General features: G+C 70.0%; 10 protein-coding genes. 3 read left to right on the plus strand and 7 right to left on the minus strand.

Annotated elements, in window-relative coordinates:
- Nucleotides 1-2: 2 nt before the first annotated feature.
- The 3 genes from HEP74_RS21155 to HEP74_RS21165 all read right to left on the minus strand — a co-directional run bounded on the left by HEP74_RS21155 (nt 3) and on the right by HEP74_RS21165 (nt 6,936).
- Complete coding sequence (locus HEP74_RS21155; protein ID WP_185814536.1) at nt 3-1,859, minus strand: tetratricopeptide repeat-containing sulfotransferase family protein; 1,857 nt, start codon at nt 1,857-1,859, stop codon at nt 3-5.
- Between the two features lie 187 nt (nt 1,860-2,046).
- Nucleotides 2,047-5,484: a hybrid sensor histidine kinase/response regulator gene (locus tag HEP74_RS21160; RefSeq protein ID WP_185814537.1), complete on the minus strand. Its 3,438-nt coding sequence runs from the start codon at nt 5,482-5,484 to the stop codon at nt 2,047-2,049.
- A 45-nt stretch (nt 5,485-5,529) separates the two neighbouring features.
- The gene (locus HEP74_RS21165) at nt 5,530-6,936 is read right to left on the minus strand and encodes a sensor histidine kinase (RefSeq protein ID WP_185814538.1); all 1,407 of its coding nucleotides are present in this window, start codon (nt 6,934-6,936) and stop codon (nt 5,530-5,532) included.
- Nucleotides 6,937-7,090: 154 nt separating this feature from the next.
- On the opposite strand from HEP74_RS21165, the gene HEP74_RS21170 reads away from it, so the two are divergent.
- Both HEP74_RS21170 and HEP74_RS21175 read left to right on the plus strand, forming a co-directional pair.
- A complete protein-coding gene (locus tag HEP74_RS21170) occupies nt 7,091-8,992 on the plus strand; it encodes a GGDEF domain-containing protein (RefSeq protein ID WP_185814539.1) in 1,902 nt (633 codons plus the stop codon).
- A 157-nt stretch (nt 8,993-9,149) separates the two neighbouring features.
- Entirely contained in the window at nt 9,150-11,576 is a 2,427-nt protein-coding gene (locus HEP74_RS21175) for an AAA family ATPase (RefSeq protein WP_185814540.1), read from the plus strand.
- A gap of 120 nt (nt 11,577-11,696) precedes the next feature.
- Here the strand turns inward: HEP74_RS21175 and HEP74_RS21180 are convergent, their stop codons facing one another.
- Complete coding sequence (locus HEP74_RS21180) at nt 11,697-14,096, minus strand: GH36-type glycosyl hydrolase domain-containing protein (RefSeq protein ID WP_185814541.1); 2,400 nt, start codon at nt 14,094-14,096, stop codon at nt 11,697-11,699.
- On the minus strand, nt 14,093-15,472 hold the full coding sequence (locus HEP74_RS21185; protein ID WP_185814542.1) for an MFS transporter: 1,380 nt from the start codon (nt 15,470-15,472) through the stop codon (nt 14,093-14,095). The genes HEP74_RS21180 and HEP74_RS21185 overlap by 4 nt, the downstream gene beginning before the upstream one ends.
- Before the next feature lie 150 nt (nt 15,473-15,622).
- Between HEP74_RS21185 and HEP74_RS21190 the strand changes: the two genes are divergently transcribed.
- Nucleotides 15,623-16,183 carry a gluconokinase gene (locus HEP74_RS21190; RefSeq protein ID WP_185814543.1) on the plus strand — a complete coding sequence of 187 codons (561 nt, stop codon included), beginning with the start codon at nt 15,623-15,625 and terminating at the stop codon, nt 16,181-16,183.
- 649 nt (nt 16,184-16,832) lie between these two features.
- Here HEP74_RS21190 and HEP74_RS21195 read toward each other — a convergent pair.
- Both HEP74_RS21195 and HEP74_RS21200 read right to left on the minus strand, forming a co-directional pair.
- Nucleotides 16,833-17,450, minus strand: a complete 618-nt coding sequence (locus tag HEP74_RS21195; protein WP_185814544.1) for a DNA-3-methyladenine glycosylase — start codon at nt 17,448-17,450, stop codon at nt 16,833-16,835.
- 236 nt (nt 17,451-17,686) lie between these two features.
- Complete coding sequence (locus tag HEP74_RS21200; RefSeq protein ID WP_185814545.1) at nt 17,687-19,834, minus strand: S46 family peptidase; 2,148 nt, start codon at nt 19,832-19,834, stop codon at nt 17,687-17,689.
- Nucleotides 19,835-19,933: the final 99 nt, after the last annotated feature.

Consider the following 19,933-nt stretch of genomic DNA (forward strand, 5'->3'; position numbering starts at 1 on the left):
AATCAGTCGACGCGATAGTCCCAGCGCTGCAGGTAGGGCTGCAGCAGCGGCAGCACCGGCTCGAAGAAGTCGCGATACGGGCGCCAGCGGTCCAGACCCTTGCGATTGATGCCCTCGACCACCTGCGCATAGCTGGGCGTGCTGATGAAGCCCTTGGCGCGCGCATGGCGCTGGAACTCCAGCAACCGCTCCGGTTGTTCAAGTTCCAGAAAGCTGCCCAGGCGCGCGACCTGCGCCTGCGGATCGGCGACCAGGTCTTCGTAGCGCAGTTCCAGCGCGCGCGGTTGCAGCAGGTCGACGTGGTAGAGCCAGAACGCCATCGCATCGGCATAGCCCTGCGCCAGACGTTGCGCGCTGGAACACAGCACCGCGAAGGCCGGGGAGCGGAACGCCTGCATGTAACAGCTCAACAGCACGTCGCAGGGATGGCGCAGCGCCAGGATGATGTGGGCGTTGGGGAACAGACGCTGGATCAGCGGCAGGCGCAGCAGGTTCAGCGGATTCTTGTCGACCAGGCGTTGTCCGGGCTGCAGCTGCACCACGCCGCGCACCGACTGCCAGTAGTCGGCGCGCAAGGCCACGCAAGCGGCATCGTCCAGTTCGCCCAGGCAATCGGGCCAGGCCAGGCCGCGGCGCTCGCTGCGCTCGGCCAGCCCTTGCAGGAACGGCCGCTCGTCCATCGCGCACAGCTGCGGATGCGCATCGAGCATCTGTTCCAGCAAGGTGGTGCCGGAGCGCGGGAAACCGACCACGAAGATCGGCGACGCATCGCGGTCCGGGCCCGCCACCGGCGGCGCGGCAGCGTAGCGCGCCGGATTCCAGCGCCGCCGCGCGACCGGCAGCGGCGCCGCGTCCGCCGCGAGCAGCTCGGGCACCAGCGAGGCGACGCCATCGACCTGCCCGGCGTGCCCCTGCGCGCATGCCGCCAGCGCTTCGTCGTGGCGACCCAGGCGGTCGCAGACGCGGGCCATAGCGAAGTACAGATTGCTCTGTTTGCGCGTGTCGGTGGCCGCGCCGGCGGGCAGCAGGCCGCGCAGCAGTCGGTACGCGGCGTCCCACTGCCCGTCGCGCATCGCCAGCACCGCCAATGCATTGATCGCATCGTGGCGCGCGTCCACGTTCTCGATCCGCTCCGGCGGCGGCAAGTGTGTGGCTGCCTGCCGCGCCTCCTCGAGCTGGTTGACGCGCTCGAGCACCAGCACCAGGCGCGACCAGGCGCGTTCCGGTTGCGGCATCGGTCCGGCGGCGCAGGCACGCAGCATCTCGCAGGCCGCGTCGGTCTGGCCGGCCTGCGATAGCAGCCAGGCCAGTTCCAGCGTGGTCTCCGGATCCAGTGCGGGCCACTGCGGCCAGTGCGCGATCAACGCCTCCACGCGTTGGAAGTCGCCGCATTCGTGGCAGGCCATCGCGGCGTGGACGCTCAGCTGCGCGGACGCCGGTGCCAACGCATGCGCGTCCAGCAGATGCTCGCGGGCGGCGCCGTAGTCGCCGCCGTCCATCGCCAGCAGGCCCAGATTGTGGTGCAGCATCGGATCGTCCGGCGTCAGCGCGAGCGCCCGCGCATACGCCTGCCGCGCCTCGGCGAAATCGCGCGCCTCGCGCAAGGCGGTGCCCAGGTTGTTCCAGTGCGCCACATCCTGCGGCTGGCGCTCGGCCAGGGCGCGATACAACGCAGCCGCCTGCGCCGGATGGCCCTGCATCTGCAGGCTCATCGCCAGCAGGCTGCTGGCCAGCGCATCGTCGGGCGCGTGCTGCAGATAACGGCGCGCGCCTTGCTCCAGCGCGTGCGCCTGCCCGGCTTCCAATGCCGCCAGCAAGGCGGGCAGCGACAGGATCGCGGAATCGTCCGGTGGGGTCATGCGCTGGCGGTCCACGCAGGGCAGGCGGAAAGGGCTGCCACCATAGCCGGGCCGGATCGCGGGTCGCAACGCACGCCGTGCCGGCCGCGGACAAACGACGCACACACTGCGGATACGCAAATTCGCCGCACGGCCAGCGCAGTGCCGCACCCGGCAACGCGCAATCGCGCGATCGCGCCAACCGGCGCTAGTCGCTCTTGATCGGATCGTGATACGCGGTGAGGAAGGCGCGCAGCGAGGCGGGCTTGACCGGCTTGGTTAGCAGCCGGTAGCCGCGTTCGCGCGCCTGCAGTTTCAGTTCGTCGCGCCCGTCGGCGGTGAGCAGCGCACCGGCGACCGGGCCGACCATCGCCTCGCGCAGCGCGTCCAGCGTGTCCAACCCGTCCAGGCTGTCGTGCAGGTGGTAGTCCACCAGCATCACGTTGGGCGCGCGCGCCGCCAGCAGTAGTGCTTCGTCCACGGTGCTGGCGCAGATCACCTCCACCTGCCAGCGGCCGAGCAGCGCACGCATGCCGTCGAGGATTTCCTGATCGTTGTCCACGCACAGCACGCGCAGCCCGGCCAGCGAGTCGCTGCTGGCGGCGCTGCGCTGGCGTTGCTGCTTCTGCGGCACCGGTGCCACCCGCGGCACGGCGATCGAGAACATGCTGCCGTGGCCGACCGCGCTGCGCGCATCCAGGTCGTGGCCGAGCAGGCGCGAGATGCGCTGGCAGATCGACAGGCCCAGGCCCAATCCCTGCTCGCCCCAGTCGAACGGCTGCTGGTAGCGCTGGAACTCCTCGAAGATCTGCTGCATGTGGTGCTTGGGAATGCCCGGGCCGGTGTCCCACACCTGCAGCTCCAGCGCCGCGCCGCGGCCGCGCATGCCCAGCACGATGCGGCCCTGGCGGGTGTAGCGCAGCGCATTGGCGAGGAAGTTCTGCAGCACGCGACGCAGCAGGCGGCGGTCGCTGCGCACCCAGATCGGCCGTGCGTACACCTGCATGCGCAGGCCGCGGCCGGCGGCGACCGGGGTGTACTGCGCGGCCAGTTCGCGCAGCAGCACGCTGGCGTCGAAGTCCTCGATCGTCGGACGCATGCCGCCGGCGTCCAGCCGCGACACGTCGAGCAGGCCGTCGAGCAGTTCCTCGGCCGCACGCAGCGAGGCGTCCACGCGCTCGGCCAGGTGCCGCTGCTCTTCGTTCTGGTGCGCTTCGCGCAGCGCGGAGGCGAACAGCCGCGCCGCGTTGAGCGGCTGCAGCACGTCGTGGCTGATCGCGGCCAGGAAGCGGGTCTTGGACTGCTGCGCCAGTTCGGCCTCGCGCGAGCGCTCGGCCACGCGCTGCTCCAGCGTCTCGTTGGCTTCCAGCAGCGCCTGCTCGGCGCGCTTGTAGTCGGTGATGTCGTTGTAGCTGGTCACGTAGCCGCCGCCGGGCAGCGGCTGGCCGCGCATCTCGATCACCTTGCCGTCGCTACGGGTGCGCTCGAACACATGCGAGGTGCCGGCGCGCAGATGCGCGATGCGGCGGCCGATCTGGTCCTCGATGCGGCCCTCGCCCAGTTCGCCGCGCTCGGCGTTGTAGCGGATCAGGTCGGCGACCGGGCGGCCGACATAGAGCATGCCGTCGGGATAGCCGAACATCTGCTGGTAGCGCCGGTTCCACGCGGTCAGGCGCATCGCCGGATCGACCACGCTGACCCCGGCGCTGATGTTCTCCAGCGTGGTGGACAGGATCTCGCGGTTGAAGCGCAGCTCCTGCCCGGCTTCGTCGAGCACCGCCACCACTTCGCCCAAGTCCATGCCCGAACCGCGCAGCAGGCTGGTCAGCACCAGCCGCGCCGAGGCCGCGCCGATCGAGGCGGCGAGCAGGCGTTCGGTGAACTGCACCCAGACGCGGTCGGCCACCGCGTTGGGCTGCGGCTCGCGGCCGAGCAGTTGCGCCTGTTCGGCAAAGGCGCGGCGGGCGTGGCGCTCGCCGACCATGCGTTCGGCCAGCGCCTGCAGGTCGACCACCTGCACCTGCCCGAGCCAGACGCCGGCCACCGCCGGCCGCTGCGAATACGGCTCCAGGAACGGCGCGGCGCGCAGCCGCTCGTCCAGGCCCGGGCGCCAGCGCGCCGACACCAGCATCATCGTGCCGACGTTGAGCAGCAGCGACCAGAACGTGCCGTGCGCCAGCGGATCCCAGCCGCTCATGCCGAACAGCTGCTGCGGGCGCAGCCAGGAGATGCCGAACGGTCCATCGTGCAGCCATCCCGGCGCCAGCCAGCCGGCCTGGGTCATCGCCGGCAACAGCAAGGTGTAGATCCAGGTGCCGAAGCCCAGCAGCATGCCGGTCTCCACGCCCTTGCGGCTGGCGCCGCGCCAGTACAGCCCGCCGATCACGCCAGGCGCGAACTGCGCCACCGCGGCGAAGGCCATCAGCCCGTACGAGGCCAACGAGCTGTCGTTGCTGCTGCTGCGGTAGTAGCCGTAGGCGATCAGCGCCAGCAGCAGGATCGCCAGGCGGCGGATCCACAAGACCCGTGAGGCGACGTCGGCGCCGGCCGCCTGGTGCCCGCGCCGGCGCAGCAGCACCGGCATCACCAGGTCGTTGCTGATCATCGTCGCCAGCGCGATGCTGGACACGATGACCATGCCGGTGGCGGCGGAGAACCCGCCCACGTAGGCGACCAGCGCCAGCGCGGTGCGGCCCTCGGCCAGCGGCAGCGCCAGCACGATGCTGTCGTGCGCCACCTCGCCGGACTGGCCGAACAGGGCGATGCCGGCCGCGGCGATCGGCACCACCATCGCCGAGATCACCACCAGGTACAGCCCGAACAGCCAGCGCGCCTTGCGGATGTCGCCGATGTCGCTGCATTCCACCACCGCCACGTGGAACTGGCGCGGCAGGCACACGATGGCAAGGAAGCTGAGCAGGGTCTGCGAGATGAAGCCGACCGGCGGGGTGTTCTGGAACAGGGTCTGCGCCGACTGCAGCACGCGACCGTCGCGGCCGCTCAGCCACACGTAGGCGAACACGCCCACCGCGACCATCGCCAGCAACTTGACCACCGATTCCAGCGCGATCGCCAGCATCATGCCGTGGTGATGTTCGGTGGCATCCACCTGACGGGTGCCGAACAGGGTCGCGAACAGCGCCATCAGCAACGCCACGTACAGCGCCGGGTCGGCATAGAACGGCGCCCCGGCACTGGACTGCCCGCTGAGCACCTGCAGGCTCATCGCCACCGCCTTGTACTGCAGCGCCAGGTACGGCACTACGCCGATCAGCGCGATCACCGCCACCAATGCCGCCAGCCGCCGCGAGCGACCGTAGCGCGAGGAAATGAAATCGGCGATGGACACCGTGTTCTCGCTGCGCGCAATCAGCGCCAGCCGTTCGATGATGCGCCAGCCGAACAGCAGCAACAGCAACGGCCCCAGGTAGATCGGCAGATAGCCGGCGCCGTTGCGCACCGCGCTGCCGACCGCGCCGTAGAACGTCCACGACGAGCAGTACACCGCCAGCGCCAGGCTGTACACCGCCGGGCGCAGCCACGGCCGCTCCGGGTACAGCGGCCGCCGGTCGCCCCACCACGCCACCGTGAACAGCAGCGCCGCGTAGCCGACCGACACCAGCAGCAGGATCCAGCTAGAAACCAAGGGCGAGGTCCCCGGTGCGTTCGCCGCAGTCTAGCGCGGCGCCGCTCACGAGACCGCCGCCGCGCCGGCGTGCAGCGGCAGCCGCAGGCGGAACACGCTGCCCTGCCCGGGCGCGCTCTCGACCAGCAACGCGCCGCCGGCCGCGGCGATCAGGTTGGCGCTGACCGCCAGCCCCAGGCCGGTGCCCTGGCCGCTGGGCTTGGTGGTGAAGAACGGCTCCAGGCAGCGCGCGCGCACGTCCTCGCTCATGCCGTGGCCGCTGTCGCGCACCGCGATCTCCAGCGTGGCATCGGGCCGCGGCGCCAGGGTCAATTCGAACTGCCCGCCCTCGGGCATCGCCTGCTGCGCGTTGGCGGCGAGATTGAGCAGGATCAGTTCCAGCTGCGCGCGGTCGAAGCGCACCGGACACGGCGCCTCGTGCAGCTGCAGGCGCACCTGCACGCCCAGGCCGAACAGCTGGTCGAACATCGGGCGCATGCCGGCGATCGTCTCGGCCGGTTCGAACACTTCCAGCCGGGTGGCTTCCTGGCGGCTGAAATCCAGCAGCTTGCGGGTCACCGCCGCCGCACGCCGCGCCGCCGCATCGGCGCCCTGCAGGGCGGCCTTGAGCTGCTGCGGATCGTCGCTGCGCCGCGCGCGCGCGGCATAGCCCATGATCAGGCTAAGCAGATGATTGAAATCGTGCGCCACGCCGCTGGCCAGGCGGCCGACGCTCTCCATCTTCTGCGCGTGCACCAGCTGGTCGCGCGAACGCTCCTTTTCCTGCATCTCCAACTGCAGCCGGTCGCGCGAGCGGGCCAGATCGTTGCCGCGCTTGCGCGCCAGGTCCAGGCTCTCGCGCAGCGCCGCCACCGACTGGTCCAGCACCACCGCGGCGATGACGAAGCCGGCGATGCCGAGCATCGCGCTCTCCACTAGCCGCGGCATCAGCGTGGGCATGAAGAACGAGCGGGTCGCGTCGCGCCAGGCACCCAGCGCCACCACCAGCACCAGCCACGCCACCGCGCCCCACAGTGCGCGCCGGCTCAACAGCAGCCCGCCGATCAGCACCGGCAGCAGTTGGCTCAACTGCCCGCGCAGCTGCGCTTCCAGCCCCCATCGCACATAGCCCACGCTCAGCAGCGCCAGGCTCACCACCACGAACATCCGCGCCGCCCACAGGAACGCGCCGCGCCGCAGCAGCACGAAGCAGGCCCACATCGCCAGCGTGTTGGCCGCCGCCAGCCACAACGCGACCGGGTCCATGGCCGCGCCGATCCGCCCCCAGGCGAGCAGCATCGCCATCGGCTGGTACAGGCCGACGAACGCCAGCACCAACTGCAGCATCGCCGCGTTGCGCCGATCGACCTGATCGGTGACCGGAACGTCGCGCCACCAGTGGCGCAGGCGCGCCAGGACGCCAGCGGCGCGCGGCGTGGGCGAGAGGGAAGCGGAGGCGGGACGGAGCGTCATGTACGGACCGGCAGGAAGCGCACCGACGGGCGGATGCGGACTGCGGCTATATTAGCGACCTCCGTTCCCCCGCTGGCTGCTGACGCAGCGCCGAAAACCATGGCGCGGCGTGCATGGCGGGCCGATCCATCGTTCGACCGCTGGATACCTTTCGATGATGTCGTGTCGCTTCAAGCGCTTTGGCCGATTGCTGCTCCTGGCCGCCGCAAGCTTGCCGGTCGTGCCGGTGCTGGCGCAGACCATCCCCGGTGGCGATCCCTACGAGGGACCGCTGCAGCGCTGCCGCGCGGACCTGGGGCAGCAGCCGCAGGCGTCGCTGCGCGTGGCCAGCGACCTGCTGGCCAAGCCGGAGCTACCGCTGCCGGTGCGGGTGATGGCCACGGGCTGCCTGGCGACCGCGCAACAGTTGGTGGGCGACAGCGCGAAGGCGACCGCGTCCACCGAACGCCTGCTGGCCCTGCTGCAGACCCCGGGGCTGCCGCCGATCGTGCACAACAACGAGCGCCTGCAGGCGGCGATGCTGCTGCAGCAGTTAGGTCAGTTGCCGCGCGCGATCGCGCTGATGGAGCAGATCCAGGCCGACGCGGTGGCCGCCGGCGATCTCGCCATGCAGATCAACGCGCTGATATCGATCGCGCTGATGCGCGGCGCCCTGGACGACCCCGAGGGCGCACTGACCTACTTCCAGCAGGCGAACGCGCTGTCGGAGCGGCTGCAGCGGCCGCCGGCGACGGGCGATATGGTGCTGCACTACAACTATGCCTATACGCTGCTGGTGCTCAAGCGCTACGACGAGGCCGATCGCGCGTTCGAGCGTGCCACGCAGACGGGCACCCAGCTGGGCAATCAGGACGTGTTGCTGAACCGCATCGTCAGCCATCGCGGCGAGATCCAGCGCGCCAGCGGCCACCCCGAACGCGCCGAGCCGCTGGTGCAGCAGGCACTGCAATGGCAGCAGATGCATGGCGATCGACAGGGTGCCGTGGTCAGCCTGCATCGCCTGGCGCGGCTGCGCCTGGAGCAACGGCGCAATGCCGACGCGCTGGCCTACGCCGAGCAGGCGCAGGCATTGGCCGTGCGCGGCAACTACATGGTCGAAATTCGCGACGGCCTGGATGTGCTGGGCGAGGTCCATGCCGCGCTGGGCGATAGCGCCGCGGCAGCGCGCGACGCGCAGCAGGCGCATGCGATGGACCGCGCCAAGGCGCGTGGCGAAACCTACGCTGCGCTGGCCAATCTGCAGGCCGCCGCAGCGCAGACGCCACGCAGCGTCGATGCGCGCGTGGCGCGCGCCGACACCACCGGCACCGTCGCGATCGGCCTGGCCCTGGCAGTGACCCTCGGTGCGGTGCTGGTGGTCCTGTACCGGCGCCGCCAGCGCCATGCGCTCGACCTCGGCCAGCGCGACCCGCTGACCGGGCTGTTGAACCGGCCGGAAGCCGAGCGCCGCATGCAGGCGCTGTTCGCCGTTGCGCCGGAGCAGGCCGGCGACGCCGACAACCGCTGCGCGCTGCTGCTGGTCGACGTGGACGGGTTCAAGGCCTTGAACGCGCGCTACGGCCATGCCGCCGGCGACCGCGCGCTGCTGGCGCTGGCCACCTGCCTGCGCGAAAGCTGCGACGCCGACGACCTAGTCGCGCGCTGGGGCAGCGAGGAATTCCTGGTGGTACGCGCGGACACGTCGTCGGCCGCGGCCTTCGCGCTGGCCGCGCATCTGCGCGGCACGGCGGAACGCCTGCGCGTGGACGCCGGCCAGGGCGAGCTGCTGCCGTTGACGGTGTCGGTCGGCGTGGCGCCGTTCCCGCTGTTCCATCGCCCCGATGCGCGCCTGCAGGACAGCGTGGCGCTGGCCGAGCGCGCGGTGCAGGCGGCCGGGCATGCCGGCGGCAACGCCTGGGCCGGGTTGTGGGGCGTGCAGGGCGATGCGGCGACCACGCCGCAGCAGGTGCTGCAGGATCCGCTGCAGGCGCGCGCGCAGGGCCAGGTCCTGCTCGACGGCAGCGATCCGTTGCTGTGGACGCGTGCGTTCGATGCGCCGGCACCACGGCGCGCGTGAGCGCGTCCGGATGTGGCGCGGCGCCGTGGGTTGCGGCTGCCGTACCCTCACCCCAACCCCTCTCCCGAGGGGAGAGGGGCCATGTGCCGGTGCCGGCAGTGCCGCGCGTGCGGCAGGCTAAGATTCGCGCAGTGAACGCCCGCGCCCACCTAGACCGATGACGTCCGCCCCAGCCGAATCGCGAGCGGGCTATCTGCAGCAGCAACGGCTGCGGCTGCAGACGCAGTTGCAGCAGGCACAGGTGCGGCAGGCCGCTGCCGAGGCCGAGGTGGAGCGGCATCTGCCGGCGGTGGAACAGGCCGTGGCCACGATCCGCCGCGACTTCGTCGCGCAGGCCGCGCAGGCCGCGAGCGCGGTGCTGCGCCGCGAACGCCGCCGCGCGTGGTGGCCAGCGCTGCTGTTGCGCCCGCTGCTGCCGGACTGGCGCTGGCGGCTGGCACTGCTCGTCTTCCTGCTGCTGGCGCTGCCGTGGATGAGCGCGCACTGGCTCGGCGACGCGCGCGGCTATCTGGACTGGTGGCGCCAGCTGGGCCTGCAGCGCGACACGCTGGACCTGCTGCAGCGCGTGCTGCCGTCGCTGCTGACGTATGCGCTGCTGGTGATCGGCGGTGCGCAACTGCTGGCCCGGCACGTCAGCCACAACGAACGCGCGCTGCTGAGCGGTTTCGCGCAACGGCCGCTGGCGCTGCTGCAGTTCGCCAGCGACAGCCGCCACGACGCCGCCTTTCCGTACCGCGTCACTCGCGCGCCATGGCCGCTGCGCGAGCTGCAGGGCCGCTGGCAGATCGCCGCGGCGCACGGCGACCTGTTCGGCGCGCGCATGCTGGCGCTGCACGACGGCGCCGAACCGGAGCCGCAGGTGCAGGCGCTGCTGGTGCTGCCGGACGCGTCCCACCCCGCGGCGCTGATCCCGATCGCCGACGCGCTGGACGCCGAGGCGCAGGCGCAGTTGCACGACCTGGCGCTGGCCGTGGCGACCAGCGCGGCGGCCGAGTCGCAGCCGATCGCCGAACTGCACCGGCACGTGGACGCGTGGATGGAAGCGCGCAGCCAGCAGCGCATGCTGCAACAGCGGCTGCAGAGCATGGACGCCATCCATCGCCACTGGGCCGACGTGGCGCTGCCCGACAACATCCTCGACCAGATCCTGAAGCTGGTGGACCTGTTCGTGTCCGGGCGCACGCCGGCGCCGAAGGGCGTGCTGCTGCACGGCCCGCCGGGCACCGGCAAGACCCTGATCGCGCGCAAGCTGGCGCGCCATGCCGGCTGCCATTTCGAAGCGCTGGGCGTGGCCGACCTGAAGGCCGCGCATGTCGGCCACACCGGTCCCAAGGTGCAGGCGATCTGGCAGCGCTGCCGCGCCAAGGCGCCGGCGATCCTGTTCATCGACGAATGCGAGAGCGTGTTCGCGCGCCGCGGCGGCATGGACAGCGACAGCTTCGGCGCCGAGCTGGTGCAGACCTTCCTCGCCGAATGGGACGGCTTCCACGAAGCGCGCGGCCAGGTGCTGGTGATCGGCGCGACCAACCGTCCCGAACTGCTCGACGATGCGGTGATGTCGCGCTTCACCGCCAGCATCGGCATCGGCCTGCCCGATGCCGCCGCGCGCGCGCGCATCCTCGGCGGCGAACTGGAACGCGCCGGTTTCGCGCTGGCGCTGGACCCGCGCGTGGTCGCCGACAGCAGCGGCCTGTCCGGCCGCGACCTGCACACCCTGGTGGCGCGGGTCGCCGCCGAGTGCATGAACAGCGAACTCGACGGCGACGCGCTGCTGGCGCAATTGCGCTTGCTGCGCGGCAAGGGTTCCACCCGGGTGACGCCGCTGGACTGGAAAGACATCGTGCTGCCGGCACCGGTGATCGAGGAATTCGTCGGCCTGGGCAAGGAACTGCGCAATGCCGAGACGCTGGCCACGCTGGGCGTGCCGGTGCCGCGCGGGATCCTGATGTACGGCCCGCCCGGCACCGGCAAGACCCAGCTCGCGCGGATCCTGGCCAGCCAGTCGGGCCTGGCCTTCATCGCCCTGACCGGCGCCGACCTCAAGGCCGCCTACCTGGGCCAGTCGGGCCAGCGCGTGCAGGCCGCGTTCGAGCGCGCCCGCGCGCAGGCGCCGTGCATCGTGTTCGTCGACGAGATCGACATCGTGGCGCCGGCGCGCGGGACCGACGGCGACGATGCGCTGACCCGCGAGATCGTCGGCCAGTTGCTGCAGGAACTGGACGGCGTCGCCAGCCAGGCCGGGCAGGTGTTCCTGCTGGCCGCCAGCAACCATGCCGCGGCGATCGACCCCGCGCTGCTGTCGCGGCTGGACCGGCAGATCGAGATCGGCCTGCCCGACCGCGCCGCACGCAGCGCGATCGTCGCGCGCCTGCTGCACGGCAAGCCGCTGGCGTTCGACGCGGCGGAAGCGGGTGAATGGTTGGCCGAACGCAGCGAAGGCCGCTCCGGCCGCGACCTGCAGACCTGGATCAGCCGCGCCATGCGCCGCGCCGCGCGCCGCGCGCTGCTGGAAAGCGACGATGCAGCAAGCACCCGGCTGCAATGGGACGACCTCGTCGAAACCGCGGAAGCATTGCGCGCGTAAGCGTGCGTCCTGTCGCGGCCGAAGCCGCTCCTACAGTGCACCCAGTTGCGATGCTTATCCCTGTAGGAGCGGCTTCAGCCGCGACAGGATGCCAGATCGCCCCAGGCACGGCCGCCAGCCTCACCCACCCGGCAACACCACCTCGACCAGATAGCGGCGGCCCGGTTCGATGCCCTCGATCCGCGCCACGTCCAACACCTGCCCGTCCACGCTGACCTGCGGCGCAACACAGCCCGCATCGCGCTGCATGCGCACCTCGAACACCGCTCCGCGAAACCGGCGCTGCACCGTTGCCTGCTTCCAGTGCGAGGGCAGCTGCGGGCGCACGCACAGCGCCTCGCCCTCGCCTTTCAGCCCGAACAGACCCTCGATCAGACAGCGGTACAGCCACGCCGCGGTACCGGTGTTGAACAACTGGCTGGAACGGCCGGCGGTGCGCGGCAGCTCGCGCCAGGCGCCACGGTAATAGTTCGGCACGAACACCGGCAACTGCCCGCGCTGCAGGTAGTCGGCCAGGTCCGGCCCCGGGATCATCGCGCGCAGCACCCGCCAGGCGCGGTCGGCGTCGCCGATCGCGTACAGCGCATGCAGGTAGAACGCGGCGGCGTGGTTGTAGACCGACCCGTTCTCCGCCGAACCCGGATGCTTCTGCGTCAGCCGGCCCACATCCTCGCGCATCGCGGTATAAGGCGGCGCCAGCATCGTCGGCCCGTACGGCGTGTCCAGCTGCGCATCGACCGCCTGCAGCAGGCGCGCGCGCCGGTCCGCATCGGCGGTGCCGGCGAGCAGCGCCCAGCTCTGCGGATTGAGATAGATACGGCCTTCCGCATCGTCCTTGATGCCGAAACGCACGCCGTCGTCGGTGATGCCGCGCGCGTACCAGTCGCCGTCCCACAATTCGCGATTGACTGCGGCGTTGACTTCCGCCGCACCGGCGCGACATGCGGCCGCCTGCGCATGGCGGCCATGGCGTTCGCACAGCGTCGCCCACAGCTGCAGCGCGTAGGCGGTGGCCACCGACAACCAGCCGGACACGCCGCGGCCGCGGTAGCCGACCATGTTCATCGGGTCGCACCAGTCGCCCTGCGCGATATAGCTCAGCCCGCGCGCGTCACGTGCGCCGAGCAGCCAGCGCATCGCCGCATCCAGCCGCTCGGCGACGCTGGCGCCATGCCCGTCGGTACCGACCACGACCTCGTCGAGCAACGCCGCATCGCCGGTCTCGTCCAGATACGCCGACAGGAACACCGGCAGCCACACGCAATGATCGGTATGCGGCACCTGATTGATGTATTTGAGCTCCGCGCCTTCGATCAGCAGGATGCCGTCCGGCATCGCGCCGCTGGCTTCCTGCTGCGACAGCGCATGCAGCAGCGCCGCGCGCGCGGTCTGCGGGCGCAGGAAGCTCATGCCCATGTGATCCTGCAGGAAGTTGCGGGTCTGCGGATCGGTGGTCAGCCGGTTGACGTCGCCGTGGTAGAAGACCTGCCGCGGCAGCCAGTGGTTGACCAGGTTGTCCAGGCACGGATCGGGCGTGGCGATGTGCAGGCAACCAGCCGCCTCGGCCAGATAATCGCCGTACGCGGCGGCCGCCTCGGCGAAGCCGGCCGCGGACAGATAGCGCTGCCGCAGCGCGGCGATCTCCGCATCGTCGCGTGCCGGGCCGAACAGGAAGCGCAGCGTGTGTTCCTGTTGCGGCTGCAGCGTCAGGCAGTACTGCAAGGCCGCGGTCGGCGTTTCGTAGCGCGCATCGTTGCCGCCCAGCCGCGGCTGCAGCACCGCGCTCGGCGCGTGCAGGCCGCCCTCGCCCTCGAATGCCGATTGCCGCGCATCCCACGCATCCGGCGCCTGCTCGTGCAGCAGAAAGGTGCAGTCCTTGAAGTCGCGGTTGCGGAAATAGTCCTCGACCTTCTGGTACGGGGTGACGCTGCGGCACACGATGCCGCCCAGGTCGGCGCGGTACTCGCCGCTCTGGTGCATCCACGACATGTAGCCGACCGGGAAATACGCATACAGCGCGATGCGCCGCGCGCGCCCATCCAGATTACGCACCTGGCACTGCCACAGCTCGACCGTGTCCTCGACCGGCAACTGCAGGCGCAGCTCCACCTCGATCTCGGCGTAACGCACGCACCAGACGATGTCGCGCTTGCCGACCGAAAACCGGAATGCCTGCGGCGTCGCCCGCACCGGCTCGTACGGCACCGAATAGACCGTACCGCTGTCCTCGTCCTTCAGATAGAAGAAGCGCCCCGGATGATGCGCGTAGTACGGCTGCTCCGGCTGCATGAAGGTCCTGGCCTCCAGGTTCGGCGCATGCGCGTACTTGGCCGGCTCCGGCTGCATGAACTGCGCGGTGGCGTAGCCGCGGCAGGTGGCCTGGATCATCATCCGCCGGTTCCACAGGAAGCCGCCGGCATTGGGCAGGGCCGTCGGGCTATGCAGCTCGTAGCGTTCGCCGTCGGCGCTGGGCGCCAGCACATCGGTTACCTCGCGGGATGCGTCATTGCCAACGCTCATGCGCTTGCTTCCTCCGCGGCGCGCTTGCGCGCGGCCAGTTCCTGTTGAATGCGCAACAGCGCCGCATCGTCGAGCGGATAGAACCGCATCGTCCACGCCGCCAGGAACGCGACCGCACCGGGGATCACCGTCAGCAGCAGCACGATGCCCAGCTGCGACGCATCGCTCTGCGCCTGGTTGGCCACATAGCCCATCCCCGCCAGCATCCACGCGATGCAGGCCGAGGCCAGCGCGCCGCCGAGCTTCTGCGAGAACGTCGCCGCCGAGAACGTCATCGCGGTGGCGCGGCGCCCGGTCTTCCATTCGGTGTAGTCGGCGGTGTCGGCATACATCGAGAACGCCAGCGGCGATTTCGGCCCCAGCGCCAGGCCGATCAGCAGGTTGATCGCGAACAGCGCCCAGATCGCCTCGCGCGGAATGAAGAACATCGCGCAGCTAAGTATGCCGACCACCATCATCAGCCACATCATCAGCCGGCGCTTGTCGCACAGCCGGGTCAGCAGCGGCGTGGCTGCCGCGCCCACCGCCAGCGCTATCGAATAACTGCCCAGGAACCAGCCGGTCAGGTCGGGGCGGCCGACGTAGTACTTGAAGTAGTACACGCCGGCGCCAGCGCGCATGACGATGGTGATCATGATGATCAGGGCCAGCGCGAACAGCACCCGCCACGGCGGATTGCGCAGCAGATCGGCGATGTCCTGCAGCACCGGCGTGCGCGGCTGCGGCAGCGGCTGCACGCGCTCGCGCGTGGTCGCGAACACGATCGCGAACAGCGCCGCCGCGGCGATGCCGTAGACCAGCATGGTGCGTTGCCAACCCTGCGCATCGTCGCCGTTGCCGAACCAGCGCACCATGTCCAGCGTGGCGTAGTTGACCAGCGTGGTGCCGGCGAAGGCGGCGATGAAGCGGAAGCTGATCAGTGTGGTGCGCTGCTGGCTGTCGGCGGTGATCACCCCCGACAGCGCCGAATACGGGATGCTGATCACCGTGTACATCAGCATCATCAGGCCGAAGGTGACGTAGGCCCAGACCAGCCGCCCGCCCTGGCCCAGATCCGGCGTGGTGTAGGCCAGCACGCCGCTGGCAGCCATCGGCAGCGCGGCGAACAGCAGATAGGGGCGGAACTTGCCCCAGCGCGAGCGGGTGCGATCGGCGATCGCCCCCATCAGTGGATCGGTGACCGCATCGACCACCTTGGTCACCAGGATCATCGTGCCCACCGCCGCCGCCGGCAGGCCCATGGTGTCGGTGTAGAAGATCAGCAGGAATGCGGAGATGTTGGCCCAGTAGAAATTGAAGCCCATGTCGCCGACGCCATAGCCGACCTTTTCGGTCCAGCGCAGCGGAGCATCGGCGCGTTGCGGCGGTGTGGGCATCGGCGATCCTGTCGGGTGGTCATGCGATGATGGAACGGCGCAAGGCACGTTGCGCCGATCGTGGCGTGCCGACGCTACACCACGCTGCGCGCGTCGCCAACGCCGGCGCACGCATCATGCCAAACCCCAAGCAAGGTATAACCGCTCGTGATGGACGCGACATCCCAGAATTCCTTGCCGCAGCGCAGCGAAGCCATCGTCGTGATGGGCATTTCCGGCAGCGGCAAGACCAGCGTCGCCCAGGCGCTGGCCGCGCACTACGGCCTCGCGTTCCTGGACGCGGACGATGTCCACAGCGCCGAGGCCAAGGCGCAGATGGCGCGCGGCGTGCCACTCACCGATGCGCAGCGCGCGCCCTGGGTGGCGGCACTGGCGTTGCGCCTGCGCCAGTCGATCGATGCCGGCCGCAGCGTGGTGCTGGCCTTCTCCGGGCTGCGCCGCGCGCACCGGCAGCAGCTGCGCGACAGCGGCGTGCCGATGCGCTTCGTGTTCCTGCATGCCGCCGCGCATGTGATTGCCGAACGCCTGGCGCAGCGCAGCGGCCACTTCATGCCGCCCGGCCTGTTGCAGAGCCAGATCGACGCGCTGGAACTGCCGCTGGAGGAGCCGGACGTGCTCTCGGTGAACGTGGACGCGGCGTTCGATGCGGTGGTGGCGAACGCGATCGCGCAACTGGATGCCACGCCTGGTGCGCGCGTCGGCGCGGTTTAACGCGCCTTTCGCCTCATTTTGGCGATCGCTATCGAGTCGCTTCGTTGGTTGCGGCTCGAGCTGCTCCCACAGGGGGCTTGCAGCCAACTCAATGGCTGCACCGTAGGAGGAATTGTTTCCTTCTCCCATCGGGACCATGGCCCCTTTTCGGAGAAAGGTGGCCCGTAGGGCCGGATGAGGGTACGGGCGAAGCCTCGTGCACCCAACTCCGCGAGACGCTTCGCGCCGTACCCTCACCCCAACCCCTCTCCCGACGGGAGAGGGGCTAGCGGCTGCTCCCTTCTCCCAGCGGGACCATGGCCCCCTTTTCGGGGGAAGGTGGCCCGCAGGGGCGGATGAGGGTATGGGCGAAGCCTCATGCGCCCAAACTCCGCGAGCCGCTTCGCGCCGTACCCTCACCCCAACCCCTCTCCCGGGGGGAGAGGGGCTCAGGCTGTTGCTTACTCCCACCGGGAGACTTCAGTCCACACACTTTCCGGTCGCGGCAACCCCACCGCTTCGCTCGTCGCGGCTGAAGCCGCTCCTCCTACAAGGGACTTGCGGCCAACTCGATGGGTGCACTGTGGGAGGGACTTCAGTCCCGACGCCTTCCCGGTCCCGGCCATCCCGCCGCGCGATGCGTCGGCATGTGTAGACCCAACACAACCCGTCAGTTCGCGCGCATGCCCCTGCGCTTCGCTCCCGGTAGCGCAGGCCCCGACACGTTCGGATCGCCAGGCACGTACCAGCGCCACAACGCCTCCGTGGCCTTGCTGATGCCGATGCGCGGCGTGGCCACCGGATCGGCCGGCGGCGGCGTGCCATCCTCGCCCAGCCACAGGCGCGAGCTGGCCTGGGTCAGATCCAAGCCATTGTCCGCACTCGAAGCACCCAGCGCCTTGGCCAGCCGGCCGGGACCACGGGTGAGATCGGCGATGCGTCCCACCCCGCGTGCCAGCTGCATCGCTTCGATTCCTGCAACCGGCGCCAGCGCACGGATCAGCACTGCATGCCCGGGCGCGCCGCCGCACACCGCGTTGAGCGCCCAGTGCATGCCGTAGATGAAGTACACGTACAAATGGCCCGGCGGCCCGAACATCACCTGCGTGCGCGGGGTCATGCCGCGAAACGAATGCGCCGCCGGATCCTCGGCGCCGCAATAGGCCTCGACCTCGACGATACGGCCGCAGCGGCCGTCGTCGGTGACCAGCAACTTGTTCAACAACTCTGGCGCCACCAGGCGCGAGTCGCGGGCGTAGAACGTGCGCGGTAGAGGCGTCGGCAACATCGCCACAGCCTAGCGGAACGCCCGCGAAGCACGGGGCGGCGCGTGCAGATCATCATGCGTGCCAAGACGCGCGGATCGTAATGCGCGCACCACGGAACCGTCTGGTCGGCAACGGACGACTGCACATGGCGCCGCACCCGGGCGCATGCTGCTCCATCCGAATGCCACGCGCCGCACTCCGCCCGTCGGCATCGATGCGGAGCACCAAGCCCGATACCTTGCGGGCACGGCGTTGCTCATTCCGCAGGCAACCGCAGTTCCTGCAGCAGCTGCGGCGCCGGATACACCTTGGCCAGCAACCAGCGCAGGTAGCGCATGTCCACATGGATCGCCCGCTTGTAGCGCGGGTCGTACCACCAGCTGGCGCTGACCGCCTCCCAGTTGCTGTCGAAGTTCAACCCGATCAGCTCGCCGCGCGCGTTGAGCACCGGCGATCCGGAATTGCCGCCGGTCGTGTCCAGGTTGGTCAGGAAATTCACCGGCTGCGTCTTCAGCTGCGCATCGGCGGTGCTGCCGAAGTCGCCCTTGGCGATCGCATCCAACAGCGGCTTGGGCGCGTCGAACGGCACTTGCCCGGTGTTCTTCTCGACGATGCCGGCGACCGTGGTCACCGGCGCGAAACTCACCGCATCGCGCGGCGCCAGCGGCTCGACCCGGCCATAGCTGATGCGCAACGTGCTGTTGGCATCCGGATACACTGCCCGCCCCTGCTGCTTGCGCCAGGCGAACAGCGCGCGCATGTAGGCCGGACGCAGGCGCAACTGCTCACCCTCGCGCATCTTGCGCTCGTTCTCCAGGCGCAGCTGCGCCGGCACCAGCGCCGCAGCCAACGTCATCAGCGGATCGGCGGCCACCGGCTTGGCCTCGCGCGCGGCGGCGAAGCGCGACAGGCGCTCGGCTTCCTCGCCCAGCCTGGTCCCGGCATAGAGCTTGTCCAAGGCCTGCTGCAACTGCGCCGGCGTGCGCCCAAACGCCGCATCGAATTCCGCTACGCGCTGCGCATCCGGCAACTGCTGGTAGCGAGTCAGCAGCCCGCCCAACAGCGACTTCTCCACCGCAGGCGAGTAGCGCCGCTGCACCTGTTTCAGCGTGCCCTCGATCAGCGCCTGGTCGCGCTGCTGATAGCCGGTTTCGCGCTGATCGTCGGATTTGGCCGACTCCAACCGCAGCCGCTCCAGCGTCAACGCCGAACGCAACAGCTGGGTCTGGGTACCGAGCAAGGTCAGCAGCAGATCGCGCTCGCGCAACGCCGACGCCTCGGCGAGCAGCGACTGCAGCGCAGCGATGTCGCGCGCATCGTCACCGTGCGTGGCGGTGAGCATGCCGCGCTCGTCCTCGCCGCGCAGCCGCACCGCATCGCTGCGCTGCATGCCTTCCAGTTCGCCGGCCGCGCGCTTGCGATTGTTCTTCAGCGACTGCAGCTGCGACGCATAGCGCGTGCGTGCCTCCGCATCGGATCTGCCCGCCGCTTCGATCACCGCGATCATCTGGTCGTACACCGCCACCCGCTGCGGCAACGCCCCGTTCACCTGCTCGTCGAACTCCGCCGCCGTGCGATGCCGGTAGGTGATACCCGGATAGCCGGCCAGCATCGCGAAGTCCCCGGCCTTCGGTCCCTGCATGGCGATCTGCAGGTGCGCCGGCGGCTGGTACGGCACGTTGTCGGCGCTGTAGTCGGCCGGCTTGCCGTCCTTGCCGACGTAGGCGCGCAGCAAGGTGAAATCGCCGCTGTGCCGCGGCCACATGAAATTGTCGATTTCGTCGCCGTAATTGCCGATCGCCCGCGGCGGCGCATACACCAGGCGCACGTCGCGCAGCTCCAGCTGGCGGATCCGGTAGAAGTCGGTGCCGTAGTACATGTTGGCAACGCTGCAGCGCACCCCACCCTCGCGCTCGCAATCGGCCACGATGCGCTTGCTCGCCGCGTCCACCGCATCGAAATACGCGCGCCCGGTCTTGCCCTTGGCCGGCCCCAGCACCGCGTCGGTGACCTTGTCGAAACCCACCGTCACCAGCACCCGGAAATCCGGATTGGCCGCGCGCTCGTCGCCGCGATCCTTCGCGATGAAGCCATGCTCGATCAGGTTCTCCTTGGCCGAGGTGTTGTACTGGATCACTCCATAGGCCACATGGTGGTTGGTCAGCAACAAGCCCTCGCCCGACACGAACGCCCCGGTCCCGCCCCCGACCTTCACCACTGCACTCAACGGCGGCTGCGTCACCGCCGCCAGATCGCGTGGATCCCCACGAAAGCCCGCTTCGCGCAAGGGCTTGGCCAGCTCCGGCAACTGCGATGGCATCCACATGCCTTCGTCGGCATGGGCGGTCGCGGTGAGGGCGAGGCCCAGGGTGAGCGAGGCGGCGAGAGTGCTGGGTGCTGGCATGCAGTTGGTTCGCTACAAGTCGGATCCAAACCTTAGCCGGCCACTGCGTATGTAGCAATCTGCGCAACACCCTTGCCGCGCCAGCACCGGACCTGAAGC

Origin of the sequence: Xanthomonas sp. SS (genome assembly GCF_014236835.1) — a bacterium.
Lineage (GTDB): Bacteria > Pseudomonadota > Gammaproteobacteria > Xanthomonadales > Xanthomonadaceae > Xanthomonas_A.